The sequence below is a fragment of the Chryseobacterium sp. JV558 genome (genome assembly GCF_033712365.1).
Classification (GTDB): domain Bacteria; phylum Bacteroidota; class Bacteroidia; order Flavobacteriales; family Weeksellaceae; genus Chryseobacterium.
Genome location: NZ_WJHU01000004.1, coordinates 608,361 through 634,648, shown reverse-complemented (window position 1 = coordinate 634,648; position 26,288 = coordinate 608,361). Strand labels below are relative to the sequence as shown.

Below are 26,288 nucleotides of genomic sequence, written 5' to 3'. Positions count from 1 at the left end.
TATTAAGAAATAAAATTATATAGATTTAAAAAACATAACCTGGTTAAGTTAAGATTTTACTTTCTTTGCAAAATCTCACAAAACGATAATTAAGTTGAGTTTAAAAATCGTTTCATTTACTTAATTAGCAGTTAGTTCGATTTTTGTTATGTTGACAAGATCAAAAAGTCGAATCATTAATTTAATATTATTTAAGATGTTGATTATTAAAGATTTATTGTTTTTTTTTCTTATTTATTAGATAGTTTGTATAAGTGTCTGATAATAAGCGTTTAAAAAGTAAATAGAATACAGGAATTTAATACAAAATTATTATATTTATTTTAAAAATAATAAAATATGAAAAGTACTATTGAAGGATTAAAATTTGTTTTGCTATCTCCTTTTATATTAATGAAAGTAATTATCGTATTAATAATTATTGGAATTAAGGCAATAGCTCGTATGATTCTTAAAAGTGAATTTGAATCAAAACAAAAATTTTTGGAAATTTCCCAGAATAAGAGGAGCGAATTGTATAAAAATAATGAAATCTTGATAGAAGAAAATAAACTGTTATCTAAAAGATTAGAACGGATGAAATATATTCTTGAAAGAAATGAAAACTCTACGACAGAGGCAACTTTAACTAAGCATGGTGAAATAGTCTTTATGACCTATTCTCAAAAGAATCTTTTTGATAGTATTTACTTGTCAGGTGAAAATGGAGATGATAAATTTTGGGATTCTGTAATGCACTTTAGAGACTATGGGAATGAAATTAAGATTGTTGATTTTCTAACAAGGAATGATTCGGAAAATAGAGGATACGGTAGAGTATTAATGAACTTTGTCATTGCGGAAGCAAGGAAAAAAGGTATCAAATGTATAACAGGAGACTTATCGAGCGTTGATGCTGATAATTTTGATTGGCTGATTCCATTCTATGAATCATTTGGTTTTGATTGTAAGTTATTTAATGATGATAAGATAATAAGAGGAAATATAAGGCTGTTATTGGAGGAGACTGGAAAAAAAGTAGGTTAATAAAATAAATTTTATACAAAAAGGGCAACCTCAGATTCGATCTGAGGTTACTTTTTTTATAATATGGGTTTAATATTTTTGAATATGATTATTGATAATCTCAATATAACTGTAGCTTTTTTGAGATTTGACAAGTTATCTAAATCAATCACCTTATTTTTTGTTTTCCCAAAATCTATGTCATTAATCAAAGTTTCATAAATTTACATACTATGAGTATAATGTAACAATATGAAAATAGGGTGTGCCAGGATTCAACCAAAGATTAAAATTTTAATTTGCAATTGAAGCTCTTGAAAACATTTTACTGATATGCCAGAATTCTTGACAATTCATAAATTAAGAATAAAAGAAAATGGCAAATAAAAATAAATAACTAGAAAATATTACACGAATTAAAAAGAGATGAATTTAAGTTACCTCTATACACCAGTTAACTCCATAGCTGACCTTCCCATTGATTCAAAAATTCAAGAACTTCCTTTAGAAAAATTAGCATGGGAGGACTTTGAAAAGCTATGCTTAGCTATAATACAAACAGAGTTTTCTGTAAACGATTGTGAGATATATGGTATAAAGGGGCAAGCGCAACAAGGAATAGATATTTATGCAAGACAATCAAATGGAAAATACTACTCTTATCAATGCAAAAGATATCAAAAATTCGATTTAGATGATATAAACAAGGCTATTGATTACTTTAAAGGTAAAGACTTTTACAGCAAAAGCGATAAATTGTATTTATGTACATCTTGTGAGTGGAATAAAACCCAAATACAAGACAGATTTGAAGAACTTAAAACAGAGCTTGAAAATGAAAATATTACTTTGGTGAAATGGGATAAAATTCAACTTTCACGGCTTCTTAAAGATCAACCTCAAATCGTATTTGATTTTTTTGGTCTGGAATGGGTTAAAAAATTTAATGGAGAGCTTGCCTTACAACAGCTTTCGAAATCAAAAAAAATCGATGCTCAACAAGTCGTAAAATTTAGGAAAGAATTATATGAATTTTATTCAACAATTTTTAACATTCAAGATCCTGGAATTCCAATTAAAGAATTAAATAGTCCATACACTTTACAGGATAGATTTATTATTCCAGATATTCTCTCAAGTGTAAAAGAGGAAGGTTTTAAACCTACTAAAGATGACTCAATATCAAACGTAAATTATGATCAGTATTTTTATGATTATTATGGACAATCTGAAAATGAATTTAAACGCAAAAATTTAAATAATCATAACGACGTCGAAGAAAGCAGTATTGATATCCGAATAAAAGTAGATGATGCATTAGTAAACAATAATAAAAATATAATTATTGGTGACCCCGGAGCTGGCAAAAGTACTTTGCTTAGATATATTACATTAGATATTTTAAGTTCAGATCCTCAGTTAGAAAATATTTCGCAAAAATATGGTAAAACATTACCTGTGTGGCTACCTTTTGCCTTCATAACAAAACACCTTAGTCAAAATGACTCATTAAGCATCTCAGAAATCCTTAATCTTTGGTTTAATAGTTTTGGCAAAAATTATTTGTTTGATGTAGTAAAAGATGCAATAGATGACGAACGACTATTTTTGATAATTGATGGGATTGACGAATGGAGCAGTATTTCTTCTGCACAACAAGCAATAACACGTGTTGAAGCATTAAGAGAACTTTATGATTGTAAAGTTCTTTATTCGAGTCGACCATACGGATTTAAGATACTAAAAGACTTTTTCACGAACCTATACGTTTTAAATCTTGCAGGTTTTTCTATTTCTCAACAAAGAAGTTTTGTTCAAAATTGGTATAGTAAATGGACTTCCTTACAAGATACAAATAGAGACAAAGATTATTCAAAAACACTAACGGATAATTTTATAAAAGAATTGCGACAGTCAGGCGATTTAAAAAAATTAGCAGAAATACCTTTGCTATTGAGTATTTTAATTATACAAAAAATGCAAGATTCGGTTCTGCCTAAGAACAAATTGGAAGCACTTAAGGAAATAACCCAATACTTAATAAAAAAACATCCTGTAAAGCGGGGCACAGATGCGGGAATAGTTCAAGAGGAAATAATTGATGTTGATTTTAAAGATATTTTTTGTGAATTAGCAATCAATATTCAGAAAGAGAGTAATGATGGTGTAATTTTAAAAAGCGAAGCACAAAAAGTAGTTGAACAATATCTTATTACTTATGCTGAATATGATAAAGCAAAAGCAAAAGTCCATAGCCAAAAATTAATAGAAGTCGGAGCAAATAACTTTGGAATTATCATTGAAAAATCAAATGAAGAAATCGCTTTTGGACATAAACAATTTCAAGAATTTTTGGCTGCACAACAATTGTATGAATCTGATGAAGATTTAGCTAGTGAATTTATAAAAGCTCATTCTGCTAATCCCACTTTTCATCAGGTAATTATTAGTTTTTTTGGATTAATACCATTAAAACAGATTAAAAAGTTTACTAAACATTTTTATGCTTTAAAAGAAGCTACTTGTGAAAAATTTCAAAAAAATTATCTTTCACTTATTTCATATGAAGTTGCTATTAATCTAGACAACACACCAAGTGACATTATGAATGAAGCATTTGATTCTATTATAAGAGATTTTGAGTATGAAACAGACCTGACATATAAAGAAGCATTGCTTAAGCAAATCCTTAATGCTTTACAAAATGGGAGATTAAAAGAAAAAATCCAGGCTTTCCTGATACAGTTTTTTCCGAATCAATACAAGTACAGAGATTATCGTGTTAATGCATTACGATATACTCCCAATTTAAATAAACTACAAATAGAATTTTTAAAAAAAGCTTTTATTAATGGAACAATAGAGCAAAGACATGATGCCTCCTATGCTTTTAATAAACATATTAAAAATAGAGATGTTTTTAAGCTTATAAAAGGTATTATTTCAAACTGCTCAAATCCAGAAATTTTAGCTTTTGCAATTAATAGTATTATCACAAATGACATATCAGAAGTAGAAAGAGAGAACTTAATAAATTCTATTGAAGTTGATGATTCTGTTGTTCAATTTTATTTATTTAAGTATAAAATTTTCGCAAAGAAACATACTCAGGATGATTTAAAATTGATAATAAAAACTATAAATCAGATTCCTTATCAATTAAAAGATGAAGCTGTTGATTTATTAATTGATGGATTTAATACGGACAACTTTTTGAAAGAAATACTAATCAAATCGTTAGAAAAAGAACATTATCATAATGACCAAGAAAAAGTATTTGATAGAGGAATTGTTTGGAAAGTCCTTTTTCATTGTTTTAACAAAGAGCAAGACGTAATCAATATAATTAAATCTGAATTTAAAGAAAAATTTCCTTTTATTTCCGACAGACATGAAATGTTTAAACATTTGGTTTACTATTTTAAAGATATTGAAGAATTAGTTCCAGTTGTTGAGAATTGGTTAAGTGAATATTTAAAAGAATTTAGTCATATTGGTCCCGAGACTGCATTTGCAAGTATTTTTGTTCATTCGGAAAAAGTTAAAAATTCTCTTTTTGAGGATTTGCAAAATTCCTATACTTCTCATTGGAGTGTAATGGCACTTTTAGATGGTTGGAAAGATGATAAACAAGTTAAAGAAAAGCTAAAAGAGTATTTTAGAACGGTTGAAACAAAAAAGACATCTGCCTCTGCACATTTTATCTCTAGAGTATTTGATAGAAATGAAAAAGAAGAAGCAATAAAAATATTAGAAGGAATTCTATTTGATAAAAAAATAACCTTTAGAGAAAGGTCTATATCAGCATTAATTGAAATTGATAAAGAATATTTTGAATCAAATATTTTGAAGAGACTTATTGATCAACTTGAAACTTTTCCTAAAGAATTTTGGGGACAATATTACACTGCAATTGATATAATTGTAAAGAATTTTCATTCAAGCGAAATTGTTCAGAAGTATTTCTTAGAACATATAGAAAATGATAACACTCTTTATGTTTTAGCGGTTCATTATTTTCCAACATTAATAAAATCAGAAGATAAAATGCTAAAAAAATCTATTCCTTTAGCAAAGGAGTTTAAATTGTCGATTATTGAAGCATTTTCTGATTTATCAATATTTCCTAATAATATTGAAACAGCCTTAAGTAATTTTGAAACAGAAGCCGAAGAAGAAGTAATGGCAGATATGGCAATTTGTTTATTTAACCATATTAAGGAAACTAATACCAATAAAATAATAAACCTAAGTAAGCCATTAGTTTTTGCCAGAGGAATAGATCATGAAGTTAAGAGGAGAATTGCTTTTACAGGTTTTTTAATCACGAAAAAGTTAGATGAGTATTCATTAATTGAAGATGTTGAAGGTAAAGGTAAATATAAATCAAAATTACTTGATATCTTTAGCGAATATACTTACCAGGAATCTTCAAGTGGAATAATGATAAAATCCATACTTGATAATTTTGATTATCTAATTTCTTATAGCGGTAAGGATTTTGGTTCAATCGTTGGGGATTTAAAATATAACAAAGATATAGAGGATATCTGGGGTTTTTTTGCGAAATATTCTTCAAAGTCCTCACCAACTTATAGTTATTTAATGGAATTCATATCGAACAACTCTCAAACAATCAAAAACAATTCGATAATTAGTTTTCTAAATAGAACATCTCCTAAAAGTCCTATTCTAAAGAGTATTTTATTACGCTTTATTAATAATAAGGAAAGACATAATGAGATTCTTGCTGGTAGACTGTTAGGGACTAATTTTAAAAATGACAATCAAGTTTATGAAGAGATAAAGGATGTAAAACTAAATGGTAGTTCTGGCAAAATTATAGCTTTGTGTAGTGGTTGGCCGGATGAACCCATTCTTAGAGATATGTTTAACGAGATAATTCAAAATCAATATTACGTTGATGATTATGTAGATTTTAATCTCAAGTTTTTATTTCGAGATATAGATACTTTGAAAGAATTTCTAAAAAGGATTTTTGGGAATACTAGTGAGGCCAAAATTTATCATAGATACTTTTTTATACCAATGATTGAGAGGCTTAAAAGAGATAAGAACTTTAGCTTAGCTATAAAAGAACTTTTGTTATCAAGTAATTCTGTAAGTGAAAAAATATCTTATTATAATTTACTGGCACAGGTCAATATGGTAGATAATGAGGTGTCTTCTTGGAAAAATAAAATAACTGACTTTAAAAATGATTTTGGTTACGATATAGTGTCAAATAAAACCGTTCGATTGAAAGATGTTTTACATGATTATTACTATTAAAGTTAAAAGGTTGTATTGATTTTAAATTTATATTCAATCAAATTTAGATTTAATTTTGAATAGAAAATGAATAATAAAATTGATGAAGTGACCGTGGTGAAAAATTTAATACTTATTATAATGTTTGGAAGTTATAGAAATACTTTTTATCCTCTAAGTGATGTTTAAAAAAACAAACGAAAATGATACATAGGATTTTTCCGATAGATTTTTGAATGAATATTCTAGAGAAGATGAATAAATTATGAAAATTGATTTCTCATGCATACTTATTTTAATTGAACATAGATTTAAATTTAATATACTTGGAAAAAATGTAATTAATGAATTTTAATTTGATTTTTTTATCTTTAAAAAACAATAACCAAAAATATTTAAACATGAACTTAGAAGAGGCACGTCAAAAGATAAGACTGTATAGAAAACTCAACGAACAAAGTAGATCATTTAGACATAAAGATTATGATCATTTTTATGAACTTTATTCTACTGAAGATTTAGATTCTGTTCAAGAGATACTCACAGAATATGAACAAATTAAGGTTTCAGATGTAATTAATCCAGAAAATGAATTTTTTAAATTTTACGGAGCAAATTATGCCGATAAGTATCTTGTTGAAAGAACAGAAAGTGGTTTTAAGATTCATTTTGAATTTAGTGATATTTTATTTTATGAATTACTAAATTTCTTTAAAGAAGATATTCAAAAATTTATAGAAATAGTACCAAGAGAGTTTTCATTCTATAGTCTAGGGAATAATTCATATCAAATTCCATATAATGTTTATCAAGATTTTTTTACTCGATTGGAGAATGAGGATATTAAAGAAGCTATTAAATTTTTAAATAGAACAGTGACTTTTAGTATTGTTTCTGACTACGAGCATATTTCAACCAATATTTATATTAGTCGTATAAATGACTACTTAAATTATTTGGAAAGATACAATTATTAAACGTTAAGAAATTCTATATTATACAATATAAATCTTACACTACACAATTTAATTTAGACAAAATATATTTAATCTATAATTATGGAAGAACTACAAAATTTAATTAAAACTTCATATGGTGTTGTGGATCTTATTTTTGCAGGGCATGAATACGATCGAAAAAGAGCTTTAGAAGCTATAAAGATTGCTAACAGGGAAGGTGTTGGTTTTAATGATTTCTTAGATATGCACAGAGATTATTTAGAAAATAAAAATTGTTCTTATGAACATATTGAAAATCAAATTTTAAGAGTACAACAAATTGGTTTGTATTTTAGTAATGACTAATATGTAAATTAGAATTCTTTATAATCAATATTATATTTCATAAAAGCCTTATTATATTCGATATATAAGGCTTTTATGATTTTTTAATCTTTTAGATGAGTTATCTTTTCATTAGCTTATATTATAGGAATAGATTATTAATATTAAAAAGTCTCAAAGGCAATCAAATCATACGGGTTACCGTAAAGAAATTTAATTTTTAAAGGATAATTTTAAAGATTAAAACTAATTATCAAAAAAATATGTCAATAATTAAAACCACGATGGAATATCATCAAGAAATTCAATTAAGAGCAAGTCAAGATGCTTATAAATGTACTTGTCATTATTTAAAAATAATAAATGGCAATCCTGAGCCTCATGCAACAGGGGTTTTAGTGAAAATAGATGATTGTCATTTTCTATTTACTGCTGCTCATGTGTCTGAAGATTTACAAAATGAAATTGTGATAGGAATTGAGGAAAAGCTTACTGTGAAACTTGGTGGGGAATGGACATTTAATAATTTAGATAAAAACCAGAAAAGGAAAGATGATAAAATTGACATCGCAATATTGAAATTAGATGATGAAAGTGTTGATTATATAAAAAGACAATATTCCTTTATTAACCAAAATCAGTTGGGAATAAACCACGAAATTAAAAATCTTCCTTATTATACTGCAATTGGATTTCCAGCATCTAAGAATCGATTTAATAAGTATAAAGGTGAATTAAAAAGTAGCCCATTTATATACAATACTGTACCTGCTGATGAAAAAAAATATAAAGATTTAAATTGTAAGGAATATGAAAATTTGATTCTTACATATGAAAAAAAAAGGGTAATTGATAATCAAACCAAAAGAAAAATTACTGGGCCAGATCCATATGGAATCAGTGGAGGAGGGGTTTGGTTTGTACCAACTCAATTAGTTAATGAAACTGATATAGTAGATAAAAAGCTCGTCTCAATATTAACCGAATGGTCAAGTGAGAAAAATATATGGATATCAACAAGAATTGATCTTTTTACTGAAGTTATCAGGCAAAAATATAAATTAGGATTACCAGAGTCTAAAATTATAAAATTAAATACCAATTAAAAAATGTGTATAAAATTGGATTATCGAAATTTTTGGAAAACTGAAAATTCACTTGCTAAGTTTACTCTTTATTACACATTCTATTCTTTTAGAATTAACAAATCAAATGAAAATATTTCAAATTATTAATTAGTAAAGAAATGGAGTGCTTAGTGGTGAAAAGGCAGATTACATATTCATGTATATTTCCTGCAGGTGAAGATAATCTGATGGATATTCTTAAAAATATTCCATCAAAAAGTGCTATTGAATGGCTTTCATATTTGCTATTTAAAAAGGGTTTAATGACAAGTAACCAAAGCGAACTTGATTTTTTTATTCCATTATTGTTTAAAATGAATGCAAAATTACAACGTGAAATCACTGATTATTTACAATATATTACTAATGAATTAGGGAGTTACGTGTTTATAGATAAAGCTTCTTTATTGATATTAATTGAGTATATTTTAGAAAGCCATAATGAGAATAATGAGGATATACTTGAGTCAAAGGATGATTTTTCAAATTTATTTATTGCTTATTTAATTTGTTGTGATGAAAGGATTCATTATTCAACTCAGGATTTGGCGTCTATTAAAGATGCGGACTCTCAAGTTTTACATCATTTGCCAGTACAATTAAAAATTAATGATGTAATTTATCCTAAAGATTATAGAGTAGAATTTATAAGGTTTTATCACTTTATGGTTTTTTGTGAGCAAGATGTAGAATTCAAAGGATATCTAAAAGTATTTCTAAAAGAAAACCAGATTGAAAAATGGGAGGATTATTTACACTTTGTTTTGCACATCTATCTCAGAAATGCTACTAATGAAGAAGGAGCTACAAACTTGATGAAAATCGTTCCTGTGAGATGCTATCAGAAAAAGCTTTTAAATGCGATGAGTATTGATATCAACAGTTTTAAAAGGACATCTGATTTTACTGGATTAAGAAGTAAGCCAATTTATTATCATGGCAATAATTTATACAGTATTATTTTTTCAAAATTTTTTATTGATAAAATGTTTCAGAGTTTTTTGTTTGATCTTGCTTCTACGTTGAAAGAGAAGGGGATGAATAAAATAAAAAATTATCCTCAACTTAAGCAATTAGTAGGAGAACGTTTTACAGAAAAATATTTGTTTTATGAAATAATGCAAGGTTGCTTTTCAAAAACATATAAAAAACTTATATCAGGAGATGAGTTGAGAAAAAAAATAGGAGATGGAGAACCTGATTTTTATATCAGAAAAGGAAAAAACATATTTTTATTTGAATTTAAAGATGTTATGCTAAATGCTAAGATTAAACATTGCGGTAATTTAGAGAAAATTCAGCGTGAGTTTCTTCAAAACTTTGAACTTAAGACAATAGAAAAAAGTGGGAAAAATCAAAAACATAAAGATAAAGGTATAACACAGTTACTAAATGTGATAGAGAATTACTTAACTACAATCTTCCAGAATTTGGATAGATTTGAGATAACGGATAGATTTAATGTTTATCCTATAATTGTCTATCAAGATCCTTGCTTTGACATTGAAGGTTTCAGGTATTTACTGAATGACAGGTTTGAAAAATTGAAACGGAGTAGAATTATTCCTGAAGATTGTTTTGTGAAAGAATTTGTAATGGTACCTCTTGAAATTCTAATTAAACTTGAAGATTACTTTGCTGATGGAATATTACAATTAGATATCCTCATTGACAATTACATAGTGGAATGTAAAAAATCTGAACAAAATAAATTACGTCCTTTTAATAAATATATTATGAGGCAAGCTAAAGAAAAAGGGTATAGGGAGGGGAAAAGTTCAAGATTTCAAAATATCCTGAATTCTTTTGTTTAAAAAAAATTGAATTAAATAAAATAATTAGCCACCCTTTTGACCACCCTAAAAATCAAAAACCTCTGAAAATCAAATGATTTCAGAGGTTTTTTGTACCCAGGACCGGGATCGAACCGGTACTCCTAAGAACTGGTGTTTGAGACCAGCGCGTCTACCAATTCCGCCACCTGGGCTTGATGTTTACTTCAAACGTGATGTTTGTTTCAAATTGGTGTGCAAATATAGGAACTTTTTTCAATGTTCAAAAGCTTTTTGAATAAAAATTTTTAAAAGTTGAGTTCCAAACCATCGTAGGCAAGGTGCATTCCGGACGGAAGCTGTTTATCTTCAATGTCATGCAGTCCTAAATGATGGCTGATATGTGTTAAAAATAATTTCTTTGGTTTTAGTTCTTCAAACAGTTTGATAACATCCGGAAGAATAAAATGGGCAGGATGAGGATCAAATTTTCTGATGCAGTTTAATATCAAAACATCCAGATTCTTCAGTTTTTCTTTTTCAGTTTCAGAAATAAATCCGGCATCTGTAATATAAGCAAGGTTTTTAAATTTGTATCCGAAGACCGTAATTTTATAGTGAATCACTTCTACGGGAGTGATTTCCGTATCCAATACATGGAAAGGCTTATTTTCAATTTCATGAAGTTCAAAAGCAGGTGCTCCGGGATATCTTACATCGGCAAAAGCATAAGGAAATCTGTTTTTTATTTCATGAGCAACTCTTGAATAGCAGTAGAGAGGAACATCATGCCCACTCTTAAAAATCAATGGCCGCATATCATCAAGCCCGATTACGTGGTCATTATGTTCATGAGTTATCAACGCAATATCTACGGTATGTTCTTGGTTGGTAAGCATTTGCTGCCTGAAATCCGGACCGCAGTCTATCAGTATTTTTTTATTTTCTTCCGTAGTCACCATCACAGAAGAACGTAAACGTTTGTCTTTGGGATTTTCAGAAGTACACACTTCACATGTACAGCCTATAACGGGTACACCTTGAGAAGTACCGGTTCCTAAAAATTTCAACTTCATTTTCTTTTGAGGTTGGTTTAATTTTGGTAAATTTACGAAAAATTTCATGTCCTAATGTATCAGAAACTAACTCCTAAACAAAAAGCATTAACAATTAATCTAGATCCTACTATTTATGGTACTTTCGCAGAAATTGGAGCAGGGCAGGAGACTGTTCGCCACTTTTTTAGAGCAGGGGGAGCTTCCGGTACGATTGCTAAGGCGATGTCTGCTTATGACAAAGATTTTAGTGATGCCATCTACGGAAAGGAAGTAAAAAACAGGTACGTTACCCAGAACAGGCTTCGCAAAATGCTTCGCTATGAAGTAGCTTTGATTGAAGAGAGAATTTCAAGAGATAATAATCCTGACAGAAAATTCTTTTCTTACGCCAATACGGTAACAACCATTAATTTTGACAAGACTGTAAAAGGCCACGGCTGGGTAGGAATTCGTTTTCAGACCAAAGAAAATGAAGATTACAATGAAATCGTGATTCACGTAAAATTCAAAGAAAATGATGCTACCCTTCAGCAGGAGACCTTAGGGAATCTTGGGGTAAATCTTATTTTCGGGGCTTTCAATTATTTTGACAACCCAAGAACTTTAGTAGAATCTCTGTACGACGATGTTGCGAAAGACAACCTGGAAATTGATATGATCGATTTTAGCGGGCCTGCTTTTGCTTACGTTGATAATAGACTGATGTCTCTTCAGCTGGTGAAAAATGGAATGACCGATGCGGTGATTTTCAATTCTCAGGGCAGTAATATGCTTCCGGCAGATGTATTGTACAAGAAAAATATTTTCGCGGTTAGAGGAAGTTTCAGACCGGTAACGAAAGTAAACATTGATATGCTTAAAAATGGGATGGATATGTTTTTCAAAGATGCCATCTGTACCCATGAAGAAACAGAAGTTCTTATCGAGATCACTATTTCCAATCTGAGAGCAGACGGAGATATTGACGAAAGAGATTTCCTTGACAGGGTTGATATTCTGGCTAAGCTGGGATATACCGTTATTATTTCCAATTTCTCTGAATATTACAGACTAATCGATTATTTCGCATCTTATACCAGTGGAGATATTGGAGTAGCAATGGGAGTAAATAATATGTTGATGGTATTCGACGAGAAATATTACAAAAATCTGTCAGGCGGTATCCTTGAAGCATTCGGGAAATTTTTCAGAAACGGGATGAGAGTGTATCTGTATCCTTACAAAGATCCTGAAACCCACCAATTGTTGGATTCTTCAAACCTGAAAGTAGAAGAAAACCTGAAAGAACTCTATAAATATTTCAAACACAACAATCGTATTGTAGATATTACAAACTATAATCCGGAGTTTTTGGAAATATACTCAAGAGAAATATTGAGAAAAATAGCATGTTGTGTGAAAGGCTGGGAAACTCAGGTTCCTGAAGGCGTAGCAGAAATGATTAAAGAGCGTGGAATGTTCGGATATAAAGAAGAACTTTCCCTAAAACAATTCTCTTAAAAAAATATATACAATGTCAGAATTAAAGAAAAGACTTTCCTCAATTCTTGAAAGTCCAAAACATAATACAGAAGAAAAACTTGAAAAAGTTTGCCACTTGTTGGATCAGGAGATTTCTTACTTCAACTGGACAGGTTTTTATTTCAAAAACGGAGATAAGGAGGAGTTGATTTTAGGCCCTTATGTAGGTGCTCCAACAGATCATACCATTATTCCTTACGGTAAAGGAATTTGCGGCCAGGTTGCTGTTTCCAATGAAACATTTGTAGTTCCTGATGTGAACGAAGAAAGCAATTATTTAAGCTGCTCCATTGATACAAAAGCCGAGATTGTAGTTCCTATCTTTAAAGACGGAAAAAACATCGGTCAGATCGATATTGATTCCCATACGGTAGATCCTTTCACCAATGAAGACCGTGAATTGTTAGAATGGCTTTGTAATGAAGTTTCTAAGATTTTATAATAGCATTTCAATACAAATAGAATACAGACTCCGACTTTTTAGTCGGAGTTTTTTTATAAACATTAAAATGAAATGTATTGTTGGATATTTCCAACCCTACTATTTATAGTTTATAGTTTATGGATTATAAGTGGTAATGACAAACATGATTAAAGGCTCATCTCCTGTATTTTCAATAGAATGATAACCTATGGAATTAATGGCTGTAATATCTCCTTTCTGAAGAATTTTCTTTCGTATCGCTCCTTCAATTCCGGTTCTTTCCCGATACTCTCCGGTTCCATGCACCACAACATACAGTTCTTGCTCATTTCTTTGATTGTGCGTGTGAAATCCGGATTCATCACCTTTATTCAGTAAAACCATATAGGCAGCCAGACGATTGTGGGCTAATTCCTTCTGATCAAACATCTGCAGCATATATACAGTTCCGTTTCCACCATACATATTTTCACGCTTATCCATTTGTGTGATGGTTCGCTCATTCTTTTCAAATGCCATTACATAAAGATGGATATATTTTGAAACTTCCTGAATAACATGATCAAATTCTTTTCCTTCAGATAATATAACTGTTTCAGACATGTAAGTTTAATGTTTAGAGTTTAAAGTTGGTAATCAAAAAAAAAAAATCAGCTTTGCTGCATCAGGTGGATTTCAGCCAGCAATTCTTTAAAATAATTCTCACATTTTGCAATATGAGTTCCATACCAGGAAAATGCTTCACCATCTACGACCATAATCTTTTTATTGGGGTAAAAAACCTGTAGCTCTTCAATATGTTTTTCCCTAAACGGAAACGGTTCAGAGGACAGCATGATGACATCAGCATCCGCAAGATCTTCAGTGGTAATCTGAGGATAACGGGTTTTATCCTTGAAAATATTCTCAAAGCCAATCTCCGATAAAATTCTATGAATAAACGTATCCGAACCAATGGTCATATAAGGATTCTTCCAGATAAGATAAGCTGCTTTGATGGGAGTTTCCAGCTTGGATTGATTCAGGATGTCGTATATTTTAAGATTGAAAAGCTGGGCTCTCTCTTCCTTTCCGAAAAGTTTTCCGAGGTTTTTAAGCAGATAATAATTGTCTTCAATCGTTTCAACATTGGTTACGGTTACCTTAAAATCAGTCATCAAAGCTTCCACCTGATCTTTTACATTCTCTTCCTTATTGGCAAGAATAAGATCCGGCTGCAGCGCTTTTATTTTCTCAATATTGATATTTTTGGTCCCGCCGATTACGGCTACATTTTTTATTTTATCCTGAGGATGAATACAGAATTTTGTCCTCCCGATAACTTCATTTTCGGTGAGCCCAAGGTCAAATAATGCCTCAGTAATAGAGGGTACAAGTGAAACGATTTTCATATTGGCATGTTAGATGATGCCTAAAATTACAAAAGTTTTCCCGTTAAGAAAAGTCCGGCTACAGAAAAGTAAATGATAAGTCCCGTAACGTCTACAAGAGTTGCTACAAAAGGAGCAGATGAAGTAGCAGGGTCTAGCTTTAATTTCTTTAAGATAAATGGAACCATTGACCCTGAAAGAGTTCCCCAGAGTACGATCAAAACTAAAGAAACGGCTACACTTAATCCTACATAAACCCAGTGGGCGCCATAACTGAAGAAGCCTGCTTCATGCCAGATCATGATTCTTAAGAAGCCGATAATTCCCAAAATTCCTCCTAAAAATAACCCGGTGAAGATTTCTTTTTTCATGACATACCACCAGTCTTTTAAACCGATTTCCTGAAGTGCCATTGCTCTGATAATAAGCGTTGCGGCCTGTGAGCCTGAGTTTCCGCCACTGGAGATAATTAATGGAACAAATAGTGCCAACACCACTGCTTTCTGGATTTCGTCTTCGAAATATCCCATGGCTGATGCGGTGAGCATTTCGGAAAAGAATAATATAATCAGCCACATTCCTCTCTTTTTTACCATTTCGATGAGAGAAGTCTGGGTATAAGGTAAATCTAAGGCTTCAAGACCCCCGAATTTCTGAATGTCTTCGGTGTTTTGCTGTTCAATCTGGTCAAGGATATCATCAATAGTTACAATCCCTACAAGAACTCCCGATTCTGTAATAATAGGAAGCGCTGAACGGTCATATTTTTCAAAATAAGTAACAGCATCTTCTTTGGAAGTCATCGTAGTGATAGCAACAAAGTGGTTGTCCATAAGATCAGACACTAAAGTATCTTCTTCGGCCAACAGTAAACTTCCCACAGCTAAATCATCAATCAGACGGTTTCTTTCATCCACCACATAGAGATAGTTCATAGTTTCCACTCTTTTTCCTACCTTTTTGATCTGCTGAAGACATCTTTTTACCGTCCATTCCCTACGGATCTGGATATAATAAGGAGTCATCAGACGGGCAATAGAGTCTGAATTGTAGCCAAGCAGCTTTAAAGCAATCCTTCTTTCCTGCGGGTTAAGATGATTGATAGAATATTTGATAAGCTCGTCCGGGAAATCCTCGAAAAGAGCGGTCCTGTCATCCGGAGTCATTGCATTCAGAATCTCAGAAACCTCATCGCTTCCGATACTTCTGATGGTATCTTCCTGGAAATCAGGATCAAGATGTGAAAAAACTTCTGCTTTATACTCTTTCGGAACCTTCAGGAACGCGAGCAGCCTCTCATCAGCAGGAAGTTCGCTGAGAGTTTCGGCAATATCGGCAGGGTTGAAGATAAGTTCGTCTCTAGAATTCAAAACGTGAAATTTTTTGGATATGCAAAAATAATTCAAATTTTTAAGACTAGGCAATAAACTGGCAAAATTAAGGATTAATTAAAGTTTAGTGCTTCAGTATAAGAGCAAAAAAAAACACCCGTCGGAACGGATGTATAAAAATTAAATTTTAAATTCCAATATTCTTTAAATTGGTTCACATTCCGAGGTAGGGATGTACGTACAAACTGCATTTGTACAGCACTGGTATGGTCCACAATCTGAATTGTCTCCACACTTTTTTATTCCGCTGCCTTTAATATTTTTTTGCTCCAGCCTGTTCAGCCTCTTAAGATTTGAATTCTTCATGGTGATCAAATATAGTTAAGGTTAAGGCTCTATCGGACAGTCATGATCAAGACATTCTCCATTGCAGCAATATCCCACAGAACATGGTCTTGTTATGCTGCATCTGAAGGGGCCGATACCGCCGTTGATTTCTTTGGCAGCCTGTCTGCTGAGTTTCTTTAGGTTTTTCATATAGTTTAGATTTAATGTTAAACTAAAATAGTAAATATTTTCATATTATTCATTTGTTGGTGAAAATATTTTACTGTAAATCAATATTTTATTTAGTTTTTAAATAAAAAAACACCTACAATTGCAGGTGTCCGTAATGATCATATATTATTCCAGAGGACATGGATTCACAACGCAGATGTTATGACAGCATGATCCACCCGGACATTCGTAATGTTCTGTACATTTTTTGAAAGGTCCGCTGCCTTTGATTTCCTTTTGAACTTGTCTGCTGAGTTTTTTTAGATTTTTCATGAGATTTGATTTTATGTGAGTTAGTTTATTTTTTATTAGATACAAATGAAAGGTGAACAGATTCCAAAGCAACACCATCCAACACTGCAAGGATTGGTTTCGCTGCATCTTTCCATGGATCCTCCATTAACTTGTTTTGCTTTTTCTCTGCTGAGTTTCTTTAGATTTTTCATGATATTTTGGTTTTAATATTAGACTAAAATAGTAAAAAATATTTAATAAATCCTCATTTGGTGAAAATATTTAATTGTTAATCAATTATTTATAATGTATTTAAAGTAAAAGTGCTTGTTCCATAAGTGTGGACAAGTGCTTTATTTAATAGGAAAATACTTTGTGAAAATTATGAATTATAAATGATGAATGATGAATGATGAATGATGAATGATGAATGATGAATTTTTCTGGTATAGCTAATTGAACAGCGGAATAAAAATTCACAATTGACTTGCAACACAAAATTGACCATTGATGATCAAAGGTCTTATCTTATATTCTAACCTTAAACCTTAAACCTTAAACTTTGAAACTTCAACTCAAAGCTCTGCTTCGGTAGGTTTCAGCTTTCTCAGTTTTTTAATGATTCCCTTTATAGCTCCTTCGGTTCCTATTTTAACAGAATTTACGGTGGAACCCAGCAGACGCATGTTTTTTCGGTAAGTATCATGGTCTGTTTCCGTGACAAGATTTCCATCGGAACCAAAAAGTTTCATGCTGACAACTACCTGATTGGAGAAAACATATTTTCCAAAACCTACTTTGAAATACCGTACTTTGGAGACAATTGCAAAATCTGCATCGTTATTGAGGCAGTAATCTACAATAGTTTGTTTATCTATACTGTCAAAAGGAAGCTGAACTTCTGCCCGGAGCATTTTATTTCTTCTGCTGCTGAAATTATCGGAAACAGCATCAAAGAATGCCGTGTTGGTAGGATCTTTTATCTCATCAACATCGGGCTCTACCTCGGGATTGAAGTAAAGAACTTTTTTTATTTTGTCATCAGCCGTTTTCTGAGCTTTTACCGAAGTAATGCCGATGAATAAAAAAGTAGCAATTGCTGTAAAGAATATAATTTTTTTCATTTGTAATTCGAATGCAAAATTACGGCCTTTTCGTTGGATTGCATACAATTTATTAAGAAATCTTTAACATTTTTTTCTATCAAATTTGATTTATGAAATCAATAATGTTTGCAGAATCAAAAAATAGTCGTAATTTTGCACCCGTTACATAATAATCATTAAACAATATTGGAATGTACTTAACAACAGACAAAAAGCAGGAAATTTTCGCACAACATGGAAAATCTGCACAAGACACAGGAAGCGCAGAAGGACAAATTGCTCTTTTCACTTTCAGAATCAACCACTTATCTCAACACCTAAAGGCTAACCGTCACGATTTCAACACAGAGAGATCTCTAGTGAAATTGGTAGGTAAGAGAAAAAGTTTATTAGATTACCTTAAAAAGAAAGATATCGCAAGATACAGAGCTATTATTGCTGCATTAGGTTTAAGAAAATAATCTATAAAGATTTTCAAAATAAAAGCAACTTCGAAAGAGGTTGCTTTTTTGTTTTGCAGTACTTGGAATCTTTAACCACAAAGGCACAAAAGTTTTTAGAAACTATTAAATGTTTGACAAGAGCACTTAAGTTTTGAAAGTCTTTGATTGTAACAAAGAGTATTTAGATTCCTCTGGAATGACACAATTCAAATGTATTTTTATCCATTCAATTTGTCATTCCGTAGGAATCCAGTTAGAAACATCCATAGAAAATGTATTAAAAATAGGGCAAACACTCCAACTGAAGGAGTGGTAATTCCCTCCTGCGGAAGGGTGGCGAAAATTCAAAGAATTTTTGACGGGGTGGTTAGCCCTCTACAGTAGCTATTTTATTCCACTTTCTTCCCAATCTTCCCCAAATGTGTATTCTGAAAACTATCCGGATACTTCAACCCATAACCCAGTATTCTGTCAAAGGCGGAATGAGAAAATAAGATGGCTCCAATCATTTGTAAATAAGGGAGAGATAAGGCTGTTCCCGCGAAATAAACGATAATAGCTATTCCTAAGTGATGAAAAAGGTTGTAAAAGAAAGCTCCCACCTTAGTATTAACGGTATAACCTAACATGGAGATGTCCGGAGCAAAGAAAAGTCCCGCGAACCACCACCAGGAATATCCCGTTTGGGCAAAACCATAGGCTCCCAACAATAGAAATGCTGCGTATTCAAGCTTTAATTGTATTTTCATAATAATTGTGTTAATCTGTTAGATAAGTTGCTTTTGGTAATGAAAAGTTACATTTTAAGATCGAAAAAAGAAAGCGGAATACCTTTGAGATATTCCGCTTATACATTTTGATATGATTGATTTTAATGCCCTGACTTGGCTTCAGTGCTTTCTACATGACCAAGATATTTGGTACAATACGCTCCAAAGATCAGAATAACCAGATAGCAGAACACAGGTATGATAAACGAGTGCTGTACTCCAAACTGATCTGCAAGATATCCCTGGAAAATAGGAACAATAGCACCTCCTAAAATAGCCATTACGACTAAGGATGATCCCTGGCTCGTATATTTTCCAAGTCCTGAAATTGCCAGTGTATAAATATTAGAGAACATGATAGAGTTGAAAATTCCGATTCCTAAAATGCTGTACATCGCCATTTCCCCATGATTGACCATGGCTGAAATCAGTAATACGACATTGATGGCTGCGAAGATTGATAATGTCCTAGCCGGAGCCGCTTTACCAACAAAAAATGCAATGAAATTCAGAACGATAAACACAAGGAAAAAGCTGATCTGAGAGAAGGTAAGGTTCACAATGCTGAAGATCACAAGGAAAACAGCTCCTGCTGCCCCAAGCATATAAAGAGCTTTTTTACTCTGGCTTAAAGATTGGTTTAAAGAGATTGCTCCAAGGAAACGGCCAATCATAGCTCCACCCCAATACATGGAAAGGTAATTCTTACTGATGATTTCATTAAACCCCATGATCTGAGGCTGTTCAAGGAAACTGATGATGAAACTCCCCACTGCTACTTCTCCGCCTACATAGCAGAACATGGCAAATACGCCGAATTTCAGATGACTGAATTCAAGCGCTCCCCAGCCTTTTACCACTTCCTCTTCACCCATCTGGAATGAAGGAAGTTTAACTCTGGAAATCAATAAGGCTACCAACAAAAGAATACCCGCGAAAATAAGATACGGAATTCTCGTTGCTACTGCACTGAATGATCCATCCGGAGACGAGAAAAATTCAAAAATAAGGTGGCCTCCAAGCACAGGGGCAATCGTTGTTCCGAATGCATTGAATGCCTGTGTCATATTCAGTCGGCTGGAAGCAGATTCTTCACTTCCCAGTAATGAAACATACGCATTGGCAGTAATCTGCAGTACCGTAAAGCCTAATCCTAAGATAAATAAAGCTCCTAAAAATAACGGATAATACGAGAACGTAGCTGCCGGATAAAACAACACGCAGCCAAAAGCCGCCAGAAAAATCCCGAACAGGATTCCTTTTTTATATCCTAACTTATTAATAGGATCTCCCTTGGTGATAGAGATCAGAAAATAAATCAGCGATCCGATAAAGTAAGCCCCGAAAAAACAGAACTGCACCAGCATGGATTCGAAAAAGGTAAGATTGAAAAGTTGCTTCAGATAGGGGATCAGGATGTCATTCATACAGGTGATGAATCCCCACATAAAAAATAGCAGGGTGATGGTAACCAACGGAACCGTATAATTCCTGCTTTGCGATTGTACTTCTTTATTAATCATAAACATTTATTTATCTGTATAAGGATAGGTCCTTAACTCTTTTTTGCCTACAGCATTGCATTTTTGTGAAGTAAGGCAAATATAGGAATCCACCTATATGTTTGCAATAATTTTAATGGTTTTTATAATGAAATGTATACTCCTTTTCAAGTCAGAATGTTATTTTCATTTTTTGAGACAATAATACAAAAACAACAGGATTTTTCAATGCATTATTTTTAGAAAAACACATTTTTATTTTCACAAATAATGAATAAGTTGAGATTACAGCTATAAATTTTGAATATTTCATCAACTGATAGCCAATTTTTTGTATTTTGAGAGCCTATTTATGCAAGTGAAAAATTTAATATTTCATTATTATATAGTACCTTTGCACACGAAATTTAAAGAGTTTAAATATTAATTCATACTCAATACGGAGTATTAAGAAGACAAATTTATGAGTATACCTCAAGCGTTTACAGAGATGATTACTCTTGCTGATGGCAGAGAAATCACTATTGAAACAGGGAAATTGGCTAAGCAGGCTGATGGATCTGTGGTAGTAAAAATGGGTGGAACAATGCTTTTAGCAACTGTTGTAGCCAATAAAGAAGCAAATCCTGGTGTAGATTTTTTACCATTAACAGTTGATTACAGAGAAAAATTCTACGCAGGTGGAAGAATTCCTGGAAACTTCTTCCGTAGAGAAGCAAGACCTTCTGATCAGGAGATCTTAACGATGCGTTTAGTAGACAGAGTTTTACGTCCGCTTTTCCCTGAAGATTTCCATGCTGAAGTTCAGGTAATGATTTCATTAATTTCTTATGACGGAAAAACAATTCCTGATGATTTAGCAGGTTTGGCAGCTTCTGCAGCTATTGCTATTACTGATATCCCTTTCAATGGGCCAATGTCTGAGGTAAGAGTGGTAAGATTTGACGGAAAACTTTCTGTTAATCCTAGCTATGAAGAATTAAAAAGTTCTGAATTGGATATCATGGTTGGAGCTACTAAAGACTCCATCGTAATGGTAGAAGGAGAAATGAAAGAAATTTCTGAGCAGGAAATGTTAGAAGCGATTATCTTCGGTCATGCTGAAATCAAAAAGCAAATTGAAGCTCAGGAAAGATTAGCAGAAAAAGTAGGAAAAGCTTTCCCTAAGAGAGAATATTCTCACGAAAACCACGACGAAGAAATTCGTGCAAAAGTTTGGAAGGAGACTTACGATAAAGTATATGAAGTTGCAAGAACTCCATCTGGTAAAGAGGAGAGAGGAGATAAATTCAAAGCAGTTCGTGAAGAATTTTTAGCACAATATGCTGAAGATGCTGAAGAATTGGAAAGAGTAACACCTTTCGTAAAAGTATATTATCATGATGTAGAGAAAGAAGCTATGCGTCAGATGATCCTTGAAGACAATATCCGTCTTGATGGCCGTGATCCTCAAACGATCCGTCCAATCTGGTCAGAAATTGATTACCTTCCGGGAGCTCACGGTTCTGCAGTGTTTACAAGAGGTGAAACTCAGTCTTTAACAGCGGTAACTTTAGGTTCTGTGAAAGATGCAAACATGGTAGACAGTGTTATTTCTCAGCACGACGAAAAATTCTTCCTACACTATAACTTCCCACCATTCTCTACAGGTGAAGCAAGACCTCTAAGAGGAACTTCAAGAAGAGAAGTAGGACACGGTAACCTTGCTCAGAGAGCATTGCAGGCTGTAATCCCTGAAGAAAATCCATATACAATCAGAATTGTTTCTGATATCCTTGAATCAAACGGTTCGTCTTCAATGGCAACAGTTTGTGCAGGAACATTGGCATTGATGGATGCAGGGGTGAAAATTACAAAACCTGTTTCCGGTATTGCAATGGGATTGATCACGGATACAAAATCTGGTAAATTCACTGTACTTTCTGATATCTTAGGAGATGAAGATCACCTTGGAGATATGGACTTCAAAGTAACAGGTACTGCAGACGGTATCACAGCTTGCCAGATGGATATCAAAATCCAGGGACTTTCTATGGATATCATGGAAAAAGCTTTGATGCAGGCTAGAGACGGAAGATTACACATCTTAAATAAAATCACTGAAACAATTTCTGAGCCAAGAGCAGACGTGAAGCCTCACGCTCCTAAAATGGTAGTAATGGAGATCTCTAAAGACTTCATTGGTGCTGTAATCGGGCCTGGTGGAAAAATCATTCAGCAGATGCAGAAAGATACAGATACCGTTATTGCTATTGAAGAAGTAGGTGAGATCGGACGTATCGAAATTGCAGGAACAGACAGAGAGAAAATCAATGCTGCTGTTGCAAGAATTAACGAAATTACTTTCGTACCGGTTGTAGGTGAAGTTTACAATGGTAAAGTAGTGAAGGTAATGGACTTTGGTGCATTTGTAGCCATTGCTAAAGGTACAGAAGGTCTTCTTCACATTTCTGAAATTGAATGGGCTCGTCTAGACAAAGTTCCTTATGCAGAAGGTGATGAAGTAGAGGTGAAGTTCATGGGTTATGATGACCGTAAGAAAATGAAACTTTCCCGTAAAGTACTTTTACCAAGACCTGCAAGACCTGAAGGACAAAGTAGACCAGAAGGACAAGGAAGACCAGAAGGTCAAAGAAGACCGGAAGGACAAGGAAGACCAGAAGGTCAAAGAAGACCAGAAGGGCAGAGAAGACCTGAAGGAGAAAAACCACAAGGAGAAAACCAAGTGGAAAATGAAACTCCTTCTAACGAAGCTTAATAAGATTCATTCTTAGATATAAAAAATCCCTCAATTTGAGGGATTTTTGCTTTTATATCATTGTGGAATGCAGAGTATTCAAGCACTCTCACTTTTGGAAATTTAAAGTAAAATTTAAAGATTGCTCCACCTTCGGCTCACAATGACCAAGAAAATCAAAGGTTTTCAGCAAGTATATTGTTTTATTTTTTGCATCTGTTTCCCCTGCAAAATCAGCGAGATATTAGAATAAATCTATAGTTGTGCGATATTCAATTTTATAGGAGATAAAATCCTTACGACTTAAATTCAATATTTTTTTCCTTAGCGTCTTTACGTTTCCAACTTCTTACAATTAACTTCCGATTCTCTGTTTCAGATCCTCAGCACCACCCGTTTTTCTGGGCTGTCCGTTTTTAGAAGATCCGAAATTGTAGGTATAAGAAAGTGTCACTACACGGGTATCTCTTTTTACAGCAAAATTTTCTAGATAATCATTATAAACGGTTTGTCCTTTTATATTGCTGGTAAAAAACATATCGGTGAAGGCCAGTTTCAGAGTACTGTTGTTTTTGAATTTCTTTTGAGCTCCGATATTCAGATACCAGTTAGGACTCACATCCAGATAAGCATATACTTCTCTTGCCTTATAATTTGCGGTGAGTTCAGCCGTGAAGCCATTTCCCAGTTTGAATGAATTGATGCTGTTGATATTAAAAGTAAAATTTCCTTTGTTATTAATCTGTGTTCCTGAAACATTTCCGGTGTATGATCCGTAGTAGAAATTAGCACTGTTGTTCATATCCCACCATTTGGTCACCTTTACAGGAGCAATAAGATATAATCCTAAATAAGATACCGAATTTAAATTTTCAATCGTTTGTACAGTGACTATCTGTCCGTTTTCCACTACAGGTTTAAGGATGTCTGTGATATTGTTAGATGTTTTGCTGTAGCTTACTGTTGCAAAATATTTGTTGCTCAGGCTGTAGGTCAGTTCATAATTCATTGTGGTCTGTGCATTCAGATCAGGATTTCCGGCTTTCAGAGTCGTAGGATCAAGATAGAATTTAAAAGGATTCAGCTGGTTGTAGCTAGGCCTTGTGATCCTTCTGCTGAAATTAACTTCAAGGTTGCTTTTATCTGTCAGATCATAAGAAAAAACGGCACTTGGAAACAATTGGGTGTAATTCCTTTTGTTAATTTGATTGGTGGTAAGCTGGGTTCCTTTTACATTGGTGTTTTCCATTCTTAATCCCGCAGTTGCTTTGAATTTCTCCCATTTTTTAGAGACATTTCCATACACTGCATTAATATTTTCTTCGTAAATAAAATGATTGGTTTTGGAAAGATCAGGAATCGGAACACCGGAACTTGCATTGAAAAACTTCAGATCGTTATCAGTTTTTACAAAGCTGGTTTTAATTCCTGTTTCCAGCTTCCATTCCTGTTTAAAATTCTTGGTAAGATCAGATTTTAAGGAATAGATATTCAGTTTTCCGTCCATATCACCTTTTATGATATCCAGATTATCTGTGTTGCTGGCTATATCATGCGTTTGGGTATCAAAACTTTGCAGCGAAGAATTTGCATAATTAATATAATCGAAATCAGTAGAGATTTCAGAGCCTAAAGAATCAATTGTGTATTTATGATTAATGTTGAATGAAAGATTGGTCCAGCGGTCATTCGATCTGTTGACGGTGGTGAATGAGCTTTCCGGAAGATGGTTGCTGCCCAGTGTCACATTAGAATTATCGCCGTTGATATTAAATTTGTTTGAAACCAGTCCTACAGAAAAGCCAAGCACATTTTTATCATTCAGATAATAATCCATTCCTGCTTTGGCAACATGGCTGTTGAATCTGAACCTCAGATAATTATCCTGAACATATGCTTTTTTAAAATTGTTGGCTTCATAGAAATTTCTGTCCAGTACCAGACCGTTGTAAGCTTCCCTGTAAGCAAAACTGTAATTTCCAAAAATATTGATTTTCTTATTTCGGTGGTTAATGCTGAAACTGTTATTATTCTTCACATATTTACCCGTTCCTAAAGAGGTGGAAACACTTCCGTTGGTTCCTTTTCTCTGTTCCTTTTTAAGCTTGATATTAATGATTGCAGATCCCGCCGCATCATATTTGGAAGAAGGGTTGGTAATGAATTCTATCTTTTCAATGGTAGAGGATGGAATTCCCTTAAGGTAATTGGCAAGGTCGCTTCCGGTCATTGGTGTATTTTTGCCATCAATCTGAATCAGAAGGTTTCCTTTTCCGCGGAGGCTGATATTATCATTGTTGTCAATACTCACTCCCGGCGCTTTTTCCAATACTTCAAAAGCCGAATTTCCGGTGCTGGCAATGCTGTTTTCAACATTCATGATCATCTTTCCGTCTTGTCTTTCAATAAGGGGTTTGGTTTTGGTGATCGTTACACCTTCAATAGATTTTACGTTCAGATCTATGGAAGGGAGCGTTGTATTTTCAGCCAAAGAAATATTTTCTGAATGATAAACTTCAGTACCGTTTTTATTGATCTTTACCTGATAAGTTCCTTGTTTTAAATCATTAAAATTAAACTTACCGTTACCATCAGCAATTTCTGTTTTGATTAACTGATGATCGGCATTAAAGAGATTGATCTCCATCTGCTCGGCTTTTCCGGATTGTATATTTCCGGATAAAGATAAACTCTGTGAAGCCTGCTGGGCAGAATATCTGCTGCTGAACGAGATCAGTATGCAGATAAAAATAAATGAGAGTATTCTGGTCATAGC

The 26,288-nt window shown here is 32.8% G+C and carries 20 protein-coding genes and 1 tRNA gene; 10 read left to right on the top strand and 11 right to left on the bottom strand.

Translation table 11 applies throughout. The features are described from left to right. The first annotated feature begins 339 nt into the window (after positions 1 to 339). The 6 genes from GFU89_RS17260 to GFU89_RS17235 all read left to right on the top strand — a co-directional run bounded on the left by GFU89_RS17260 (position 340) and on the right by GFU89_RS17235 (position 10,500). Entirely contained in the window at positions 340 to 1,026 is a 687-nt protein-coding gene (locus GFU89_RS17260) for a GNAT family N-acetyltransferase (protein ID WP_318848308.1), read from the top strand. A gap of 405 nt (positions 1,027 to 1,431) precedes the next feature. Continuing rightward, entirely contained in the window at positions 1,432 to 6,297 is a 4,866-nt protein-coding gene (locus GFU89_RS17255; RefSeq protein WP_318848307.1) for an NACHT domain-containing protein, read from the top strand. A gap of 380 nt (positions 6,298 to 6,677) precedes the next feature. After that, the gene (locus GFU89_RS17250) at positions 6,678 to 7,253 is read left to right on the top strand and encodes a hypothetical protein (protein ID WP_318848306.1); all 576 of its coding nucleotides are present in this window, start codon (positions 6,678 to 6,680) and stop codon (positions 7,251 to 7,253) included. A gap of 81 nt (positions 7,254 to 7,334) precedes the next feature. Next, positions 7,335 to 7,580: a hypothetical protein gene (locus GFU89_RS17245; protein ID WP_318848305.1), complete on the top strand. Its 246-nt coding sequence runs from the start codon at positions 7,335 to 7,337 to the stop codon at positions 7,578 to 7,580. A gap of 242 nt (positions 7,581 to 7,822) precedes the next feature. After that, entirely contained in the window at positions 7,823 to 8,665 is an 843-nt protein-coding gene (locus GFU89_RS17240) for a hypothetical protein (protein WP_318848304.1), read from the top strand. A gap of 209 nt (positions 8,666 to 8,874) precedes the next feature. Further along, a complete protein-coding gene (locus GFU89_RS17235) occupies positions 8,875 to 10,500 on the top strand; it encodes a hypothetical protein (protein ID WP_318848303.1) in 1,626 nt (541 codons plus the stop codon). Between the two features lie 93 nt (positions 10,501 to 10,593). Here the strand turns inward: GFU89_RS17235 and GFU89_RS17230 are convergent. Together GFU89_RS17230 and GFU89_RS17225 are read right to left on the bottom strand one after the other, a co-directional pair. Further along, positions 10,594 to 10,673: transfer RNA gene (locus GFU89_RS17230), tRNA-Leu, on the bottom strand. A 93-nt stretch (positions 10,674 to 10,766) separates the two neighbouring features. Then, a complete protein-coding gene (locus tag GFU89_RS17225; protein WP_318848302.1) occupies positions 10,767 to 11,534 on the bottom strand; it encodes an MBL fold metallo-hydrolase in 768 nt (255 codons plus the stop codon). A gap of 54 nt (positions 11,535 to 11,588) precedes the next feature. Here GFU89_RS17225 and GFU89_RS17220 point away from each other — a divergent pair, with 54 nt between their 5' ends. Next, a complete protein-coding gene (locus tag GFU89_RS17220; protein ID WP_318848301.1) occupies positions 11,589 to 13,016 on the top strand; it encodes a TonB-dependent receptor in 1,428 nt (475 codons plus the stop codon). Positions 13,017 to 13,029: 13 nt separating this feature from the next. Next, the gene (locus GFU89_RS17215) at positions 13,030 to 13,479 is read left to right on the top strand and encodes a GAF domain-containing protein (RefSeq protein ID WP_047423771.1); all 450 of its coding nucleotides are present in this window, start codon (positions 13,030 to 13,032) and stop codon (positions 13,477 to 13,479) included. Positions 13,480 to 13,596: 117 nt separating this feature from the next. On the opposite strand, the gene GFU89_RS17210 is transcribed toward GFU89_RS17215, so the two are convergent. The 6 genes from GFU89_RS17210 to GFU89_RS17185 all read right to left on the bottom strand — a co-directional run bounded on the left by GFU89_RS17210 (position 13,597) and on the right by GFU89_RS17185 (position 18,078). Beyond that, positions 13,597 to 14,064: a cupin domain-containing protein gene (locus GFU89_RS17210; protein ID WP_318848300.1), complete on the bottom strand. Its 468-nt coding sequence runs from the start codon at positions 14,062 to 14,064 to the stop codon at positions 13,597 to 13,599. Positions 14,065 to 14,111: 47 nt separating this feature from the next. After that, positions 14,112 to 14,852, bottom strand: a complete 741-nt coding sequence (locus GFU89_RS17205) for a helical backbone metal receptor (protein ID WP_318848299.1) — start codon at positions 14,850 to 14,852, stop codon at positions 14,112 to 14,114. 26 nt (positions 14,853 to 14,878) lie between these two features. Continuing rightward, positions 14,879 to 16,201: a magnesium transporter gene (gene mgtE / locus GFU89_RS17200; RefSeq protein WP_318848298.1), complete on the bottom strand. Its 1,323-nt coding sequence runs from the start codon at positions 16,199 to 16,201 to the stop codon at positions 14,879 to 14,881. Positions 16,202 to 16,549: 348 nt separating this feature from the next. After that, positions 16,550 to 16,699 (bottom strand): bacteriocin-like protein, encoded by a 150-nt coding sequence (locus GFU89_RS17195; protein ID WP_309432724.1) that lies wholly within the window; start codon positions 16,697 to 16,699, stop codon positions 16,550 to 16,552. Positions 16,700 to 16,846: 147 nt separating this feature from the next. Further along, entirely contained in the window at positions 16,847 to 16,993 is a 147-nt protein-coding gene (locus GFU89_RS17190) for a bacteriocin-like protein (protein ID WP_172625734.1), read from the bottom strand. A gap of 536 nt (positions 16,994 to 17,529) precedes the next feature. Then, on the bottom strand, positions 17,530 to 18,078 hold the full coding sequence (locus tag GFU89_RS17185) for a pyruvate decarboxylase (RefSeq protein ID WP_318848297.1): 549 nt from the start codon (positions 18,076 to 18,078) through the stop codon (positions 17,530 to 17,532). A gap of 173 nt (positions 18,079 to 18,251) precedes the next feature. Here GFU89_RS17185 and rpsO point away from each other — a divergent pair, with 173 nt between their 5' ends. Further along, positions 18,252 to 18,521 carry a 30S ribosomal protein S15 gene (gene rpsO / locus GFU89_RS17180; protein ID WP_045494446.1) on the top strand — a complete coding sequence of 90 codons (270 nt, stop codon included), beginning with the start codon at positions 18,252 to 18,254 and terminating at the stop codon, positions 18,519 to 18,521. A gap of 371 nt (positions 18,522 to 18,892) precedes the next feature. On the opposite strand, the gene GFU89_RS17175 is transcribed toward rpsO, so the two are convergent. Both GFU89_RS17175 and GFU89_RS17170 read right to left on the bottom strand, forming a co-directional pair. Next, positions 18,893 to 19,252, bottom strand: a complete 360-nt coding sequence (locus GFU89_RS17175) for a DUF4260 domain-containing protein (RefSeq protein WP_318848296.1) — start codon at positions 19,250 to 19,252, stop codon at positions 18,893 to 18,895. A 122-nt stretch (positions 19,253 to 19,374) separates the two neighbouring features. Next, the gene (locus GFU89_RS17170) at positions 19,375 to 20,796 is read right to left on the bottom strand and encodes a sugar MFS transporter (protein WP_318848295.1); all 1,422 of its coding nucleotides are present in this window, start codon (positions 20,794 to 20,796) and stop codon (positions 19,375 to 19,377) included. A 442-nt stretch (positions 20,797 to 21,238) separates the two neighbouring features. Here GFU89_RS17170 and GFU89_RS17165 point away from each other — a divergent pair, with 442 nt between their 5' ends. Then, complete coding sequence (locus tag GFU89_RS17165) at positions 21,239 to 23,533, top strand: polyribonucleotide nucleotidyltransferase (protein ID WP_318848294.1); 2,295 nt, start codon at positions 21,239 to 21,241, stop codon at positions 23,531 to 23,533. A gap of 334 nt (positions 23,534 to 23,867) precedes the next feature. Here GFU89_RS17165 and GFU89_RS17160 read toward each other — a convergent pair whose 3' ends face one another. Next, positions 23,868 to 26,285 carry a TonB-dependent receptor domain-containing protein gene (locus tag GFU89_RS17160; protein ID WP_318848293.1) on the bottom strand — a complete coding sequence of 806 codons (2,418 nt, stop codon included), beginning with the start codon at positions 26,283 to 26,285 and terminating at the stop codon, positions 23,868 to 23,870. Positions 26,286 to 26,288: the final 3 nt, after the last annotated feature.

Excerpts from the sequence above, each read along its gene's own strand:
- GFU89_RS17160 (WP_318848293.1), bottom strand. The coding sequence starts at position 26,285 with ATGACCAGAATACTCTCATTTATTTTTATCTGCATACTGATCTCGTTC.
- GFU89_RS17185 (WP_318848297.1), bottom strand. The coding sequence starts at position 18,078 with ATGAAAAAAATTATATTCTTTACAGCAATTGCTACTTTTTTATTCATC.
- GFU89_RS17250 (WP_318848306.1), top strand. The coding sequence starts at position 6,678 with ATGAACTTAGAAGAGGCACGTCAAAAGATAAGACTGTATAGAAAACTC.
- GFU89_RS17260 (WP_318848308.1), top strand. The coding sequence starts at position 340 with ATGAAAAGTACTATTGAAGGATTAAAATTTGTTTTGCTATCTCCTTTT.
- GFU89_RS17195 (WP_309432724.1), bottom strand. The coding sequence starts at position 16,699 with ATGAAAAACCTAAAGAAACTCAGCAGACAGGCTGCCAAAGAAATCAAC.
- GFU89_RS17165 (WP_318848294.1), top strand. The coding sequence starts at position 21,239 with ATGAGTATACCTCAAGCGTTTACAGAGATGATTACTCTTGCTGATGGC.
- GFU89_RS17190 (WP_172625734.1), bottom strand. The coding sequence starts at position 16,993 with ATGAAAAATCTAAAAAAACTCAGCAGACAAGTTCAAAAGGAAATCAAA.
- GFU89_RS17240 (WP_318848304.1), top strand. The coding sequence starts at position 7,823 with ATGTCAATAATTAAAACCACGATGGAATATCATCAAGAAATTCAATTA.
- GFU89_RS17210 (WP_318848300.1), bottom strand. The coding sequence starts at position 14,064 with ATGTCTGAAACAGTTATATTATCTGAAGGAAAAGAATTTGATCATGTT.
- rpsO (WP_045494446.1), top strand. The coding sequence starts at position 18,252 with ATGTACTTAACAACAGACAAAAAGCAGGAAATTTTCGCACAACATGGA.
- GFU89_RS17220 (WP_318848301.1), top strand. The coding sequence starts at position 11,589 with ATGTATCAGAAACTAACTCCTAAACAAAAAGCATTAACAATTAATCTA.
- GFU89_RS17235 (WP_318848303.1), top strand. The coding sequence starts at position 8,875 with ATGGATATTCTTAAAAATATTCCATCAAAAAGTGCTATTGAATGGCTT.
- GFU89_RS17205 (WP_318848299.1), bottom strand. The coding sequence starts at position 14,852 with ATGAAAATCGTTTCACTTGTACCCTCTATTACTGAGGCATTATTTGAC.
- GFU89_RS17215 (WP_047423771.1), top strand. The coding sequence starts at position 13,030 with ATGTCAGAATTAAAGAAAAGACTTTCCTCAATTCTTGAAAGTCCAAAA.
- GFU89_RS17255 (WP_318848307.1), top strand. The coding sequence starts at position 1,432 with ATGAATTTAAGTTACCTCTATACACCAGTTAACTCCATAGCTGACCTT.
- GFU89_RS17245 (WP_318848305.1), top strand. The coding sequence starts at position 7,335 with ATGGAAGAACTACAAAATTTAATTAAAACTTCATATGGTGTTGTGGAT.
- GFU89_RS17170 (WP_318848295.1), bottom strand. The coding sequence starts at position 20,796 with ATGATTAATAAAGAAGTACAATCGCAAAGCAGGAATTATACGGTTCCG.
- GFU89_RS17175 (WP_318848296.1), bottom strand. The coding sequence starts at position 19,252 with ATGAAAATACAATTAAAGCTTGAATACGCAGCATTTCTATTGTTGGGA.
- GFU89_RS17225 (WP_318848302.1), bottom strand. The coding sequence starts at position 11,534 with ATGAAGTTGAAATTTTTAGGAACCGGTACTTCTCAAGGTGTACCCGTT.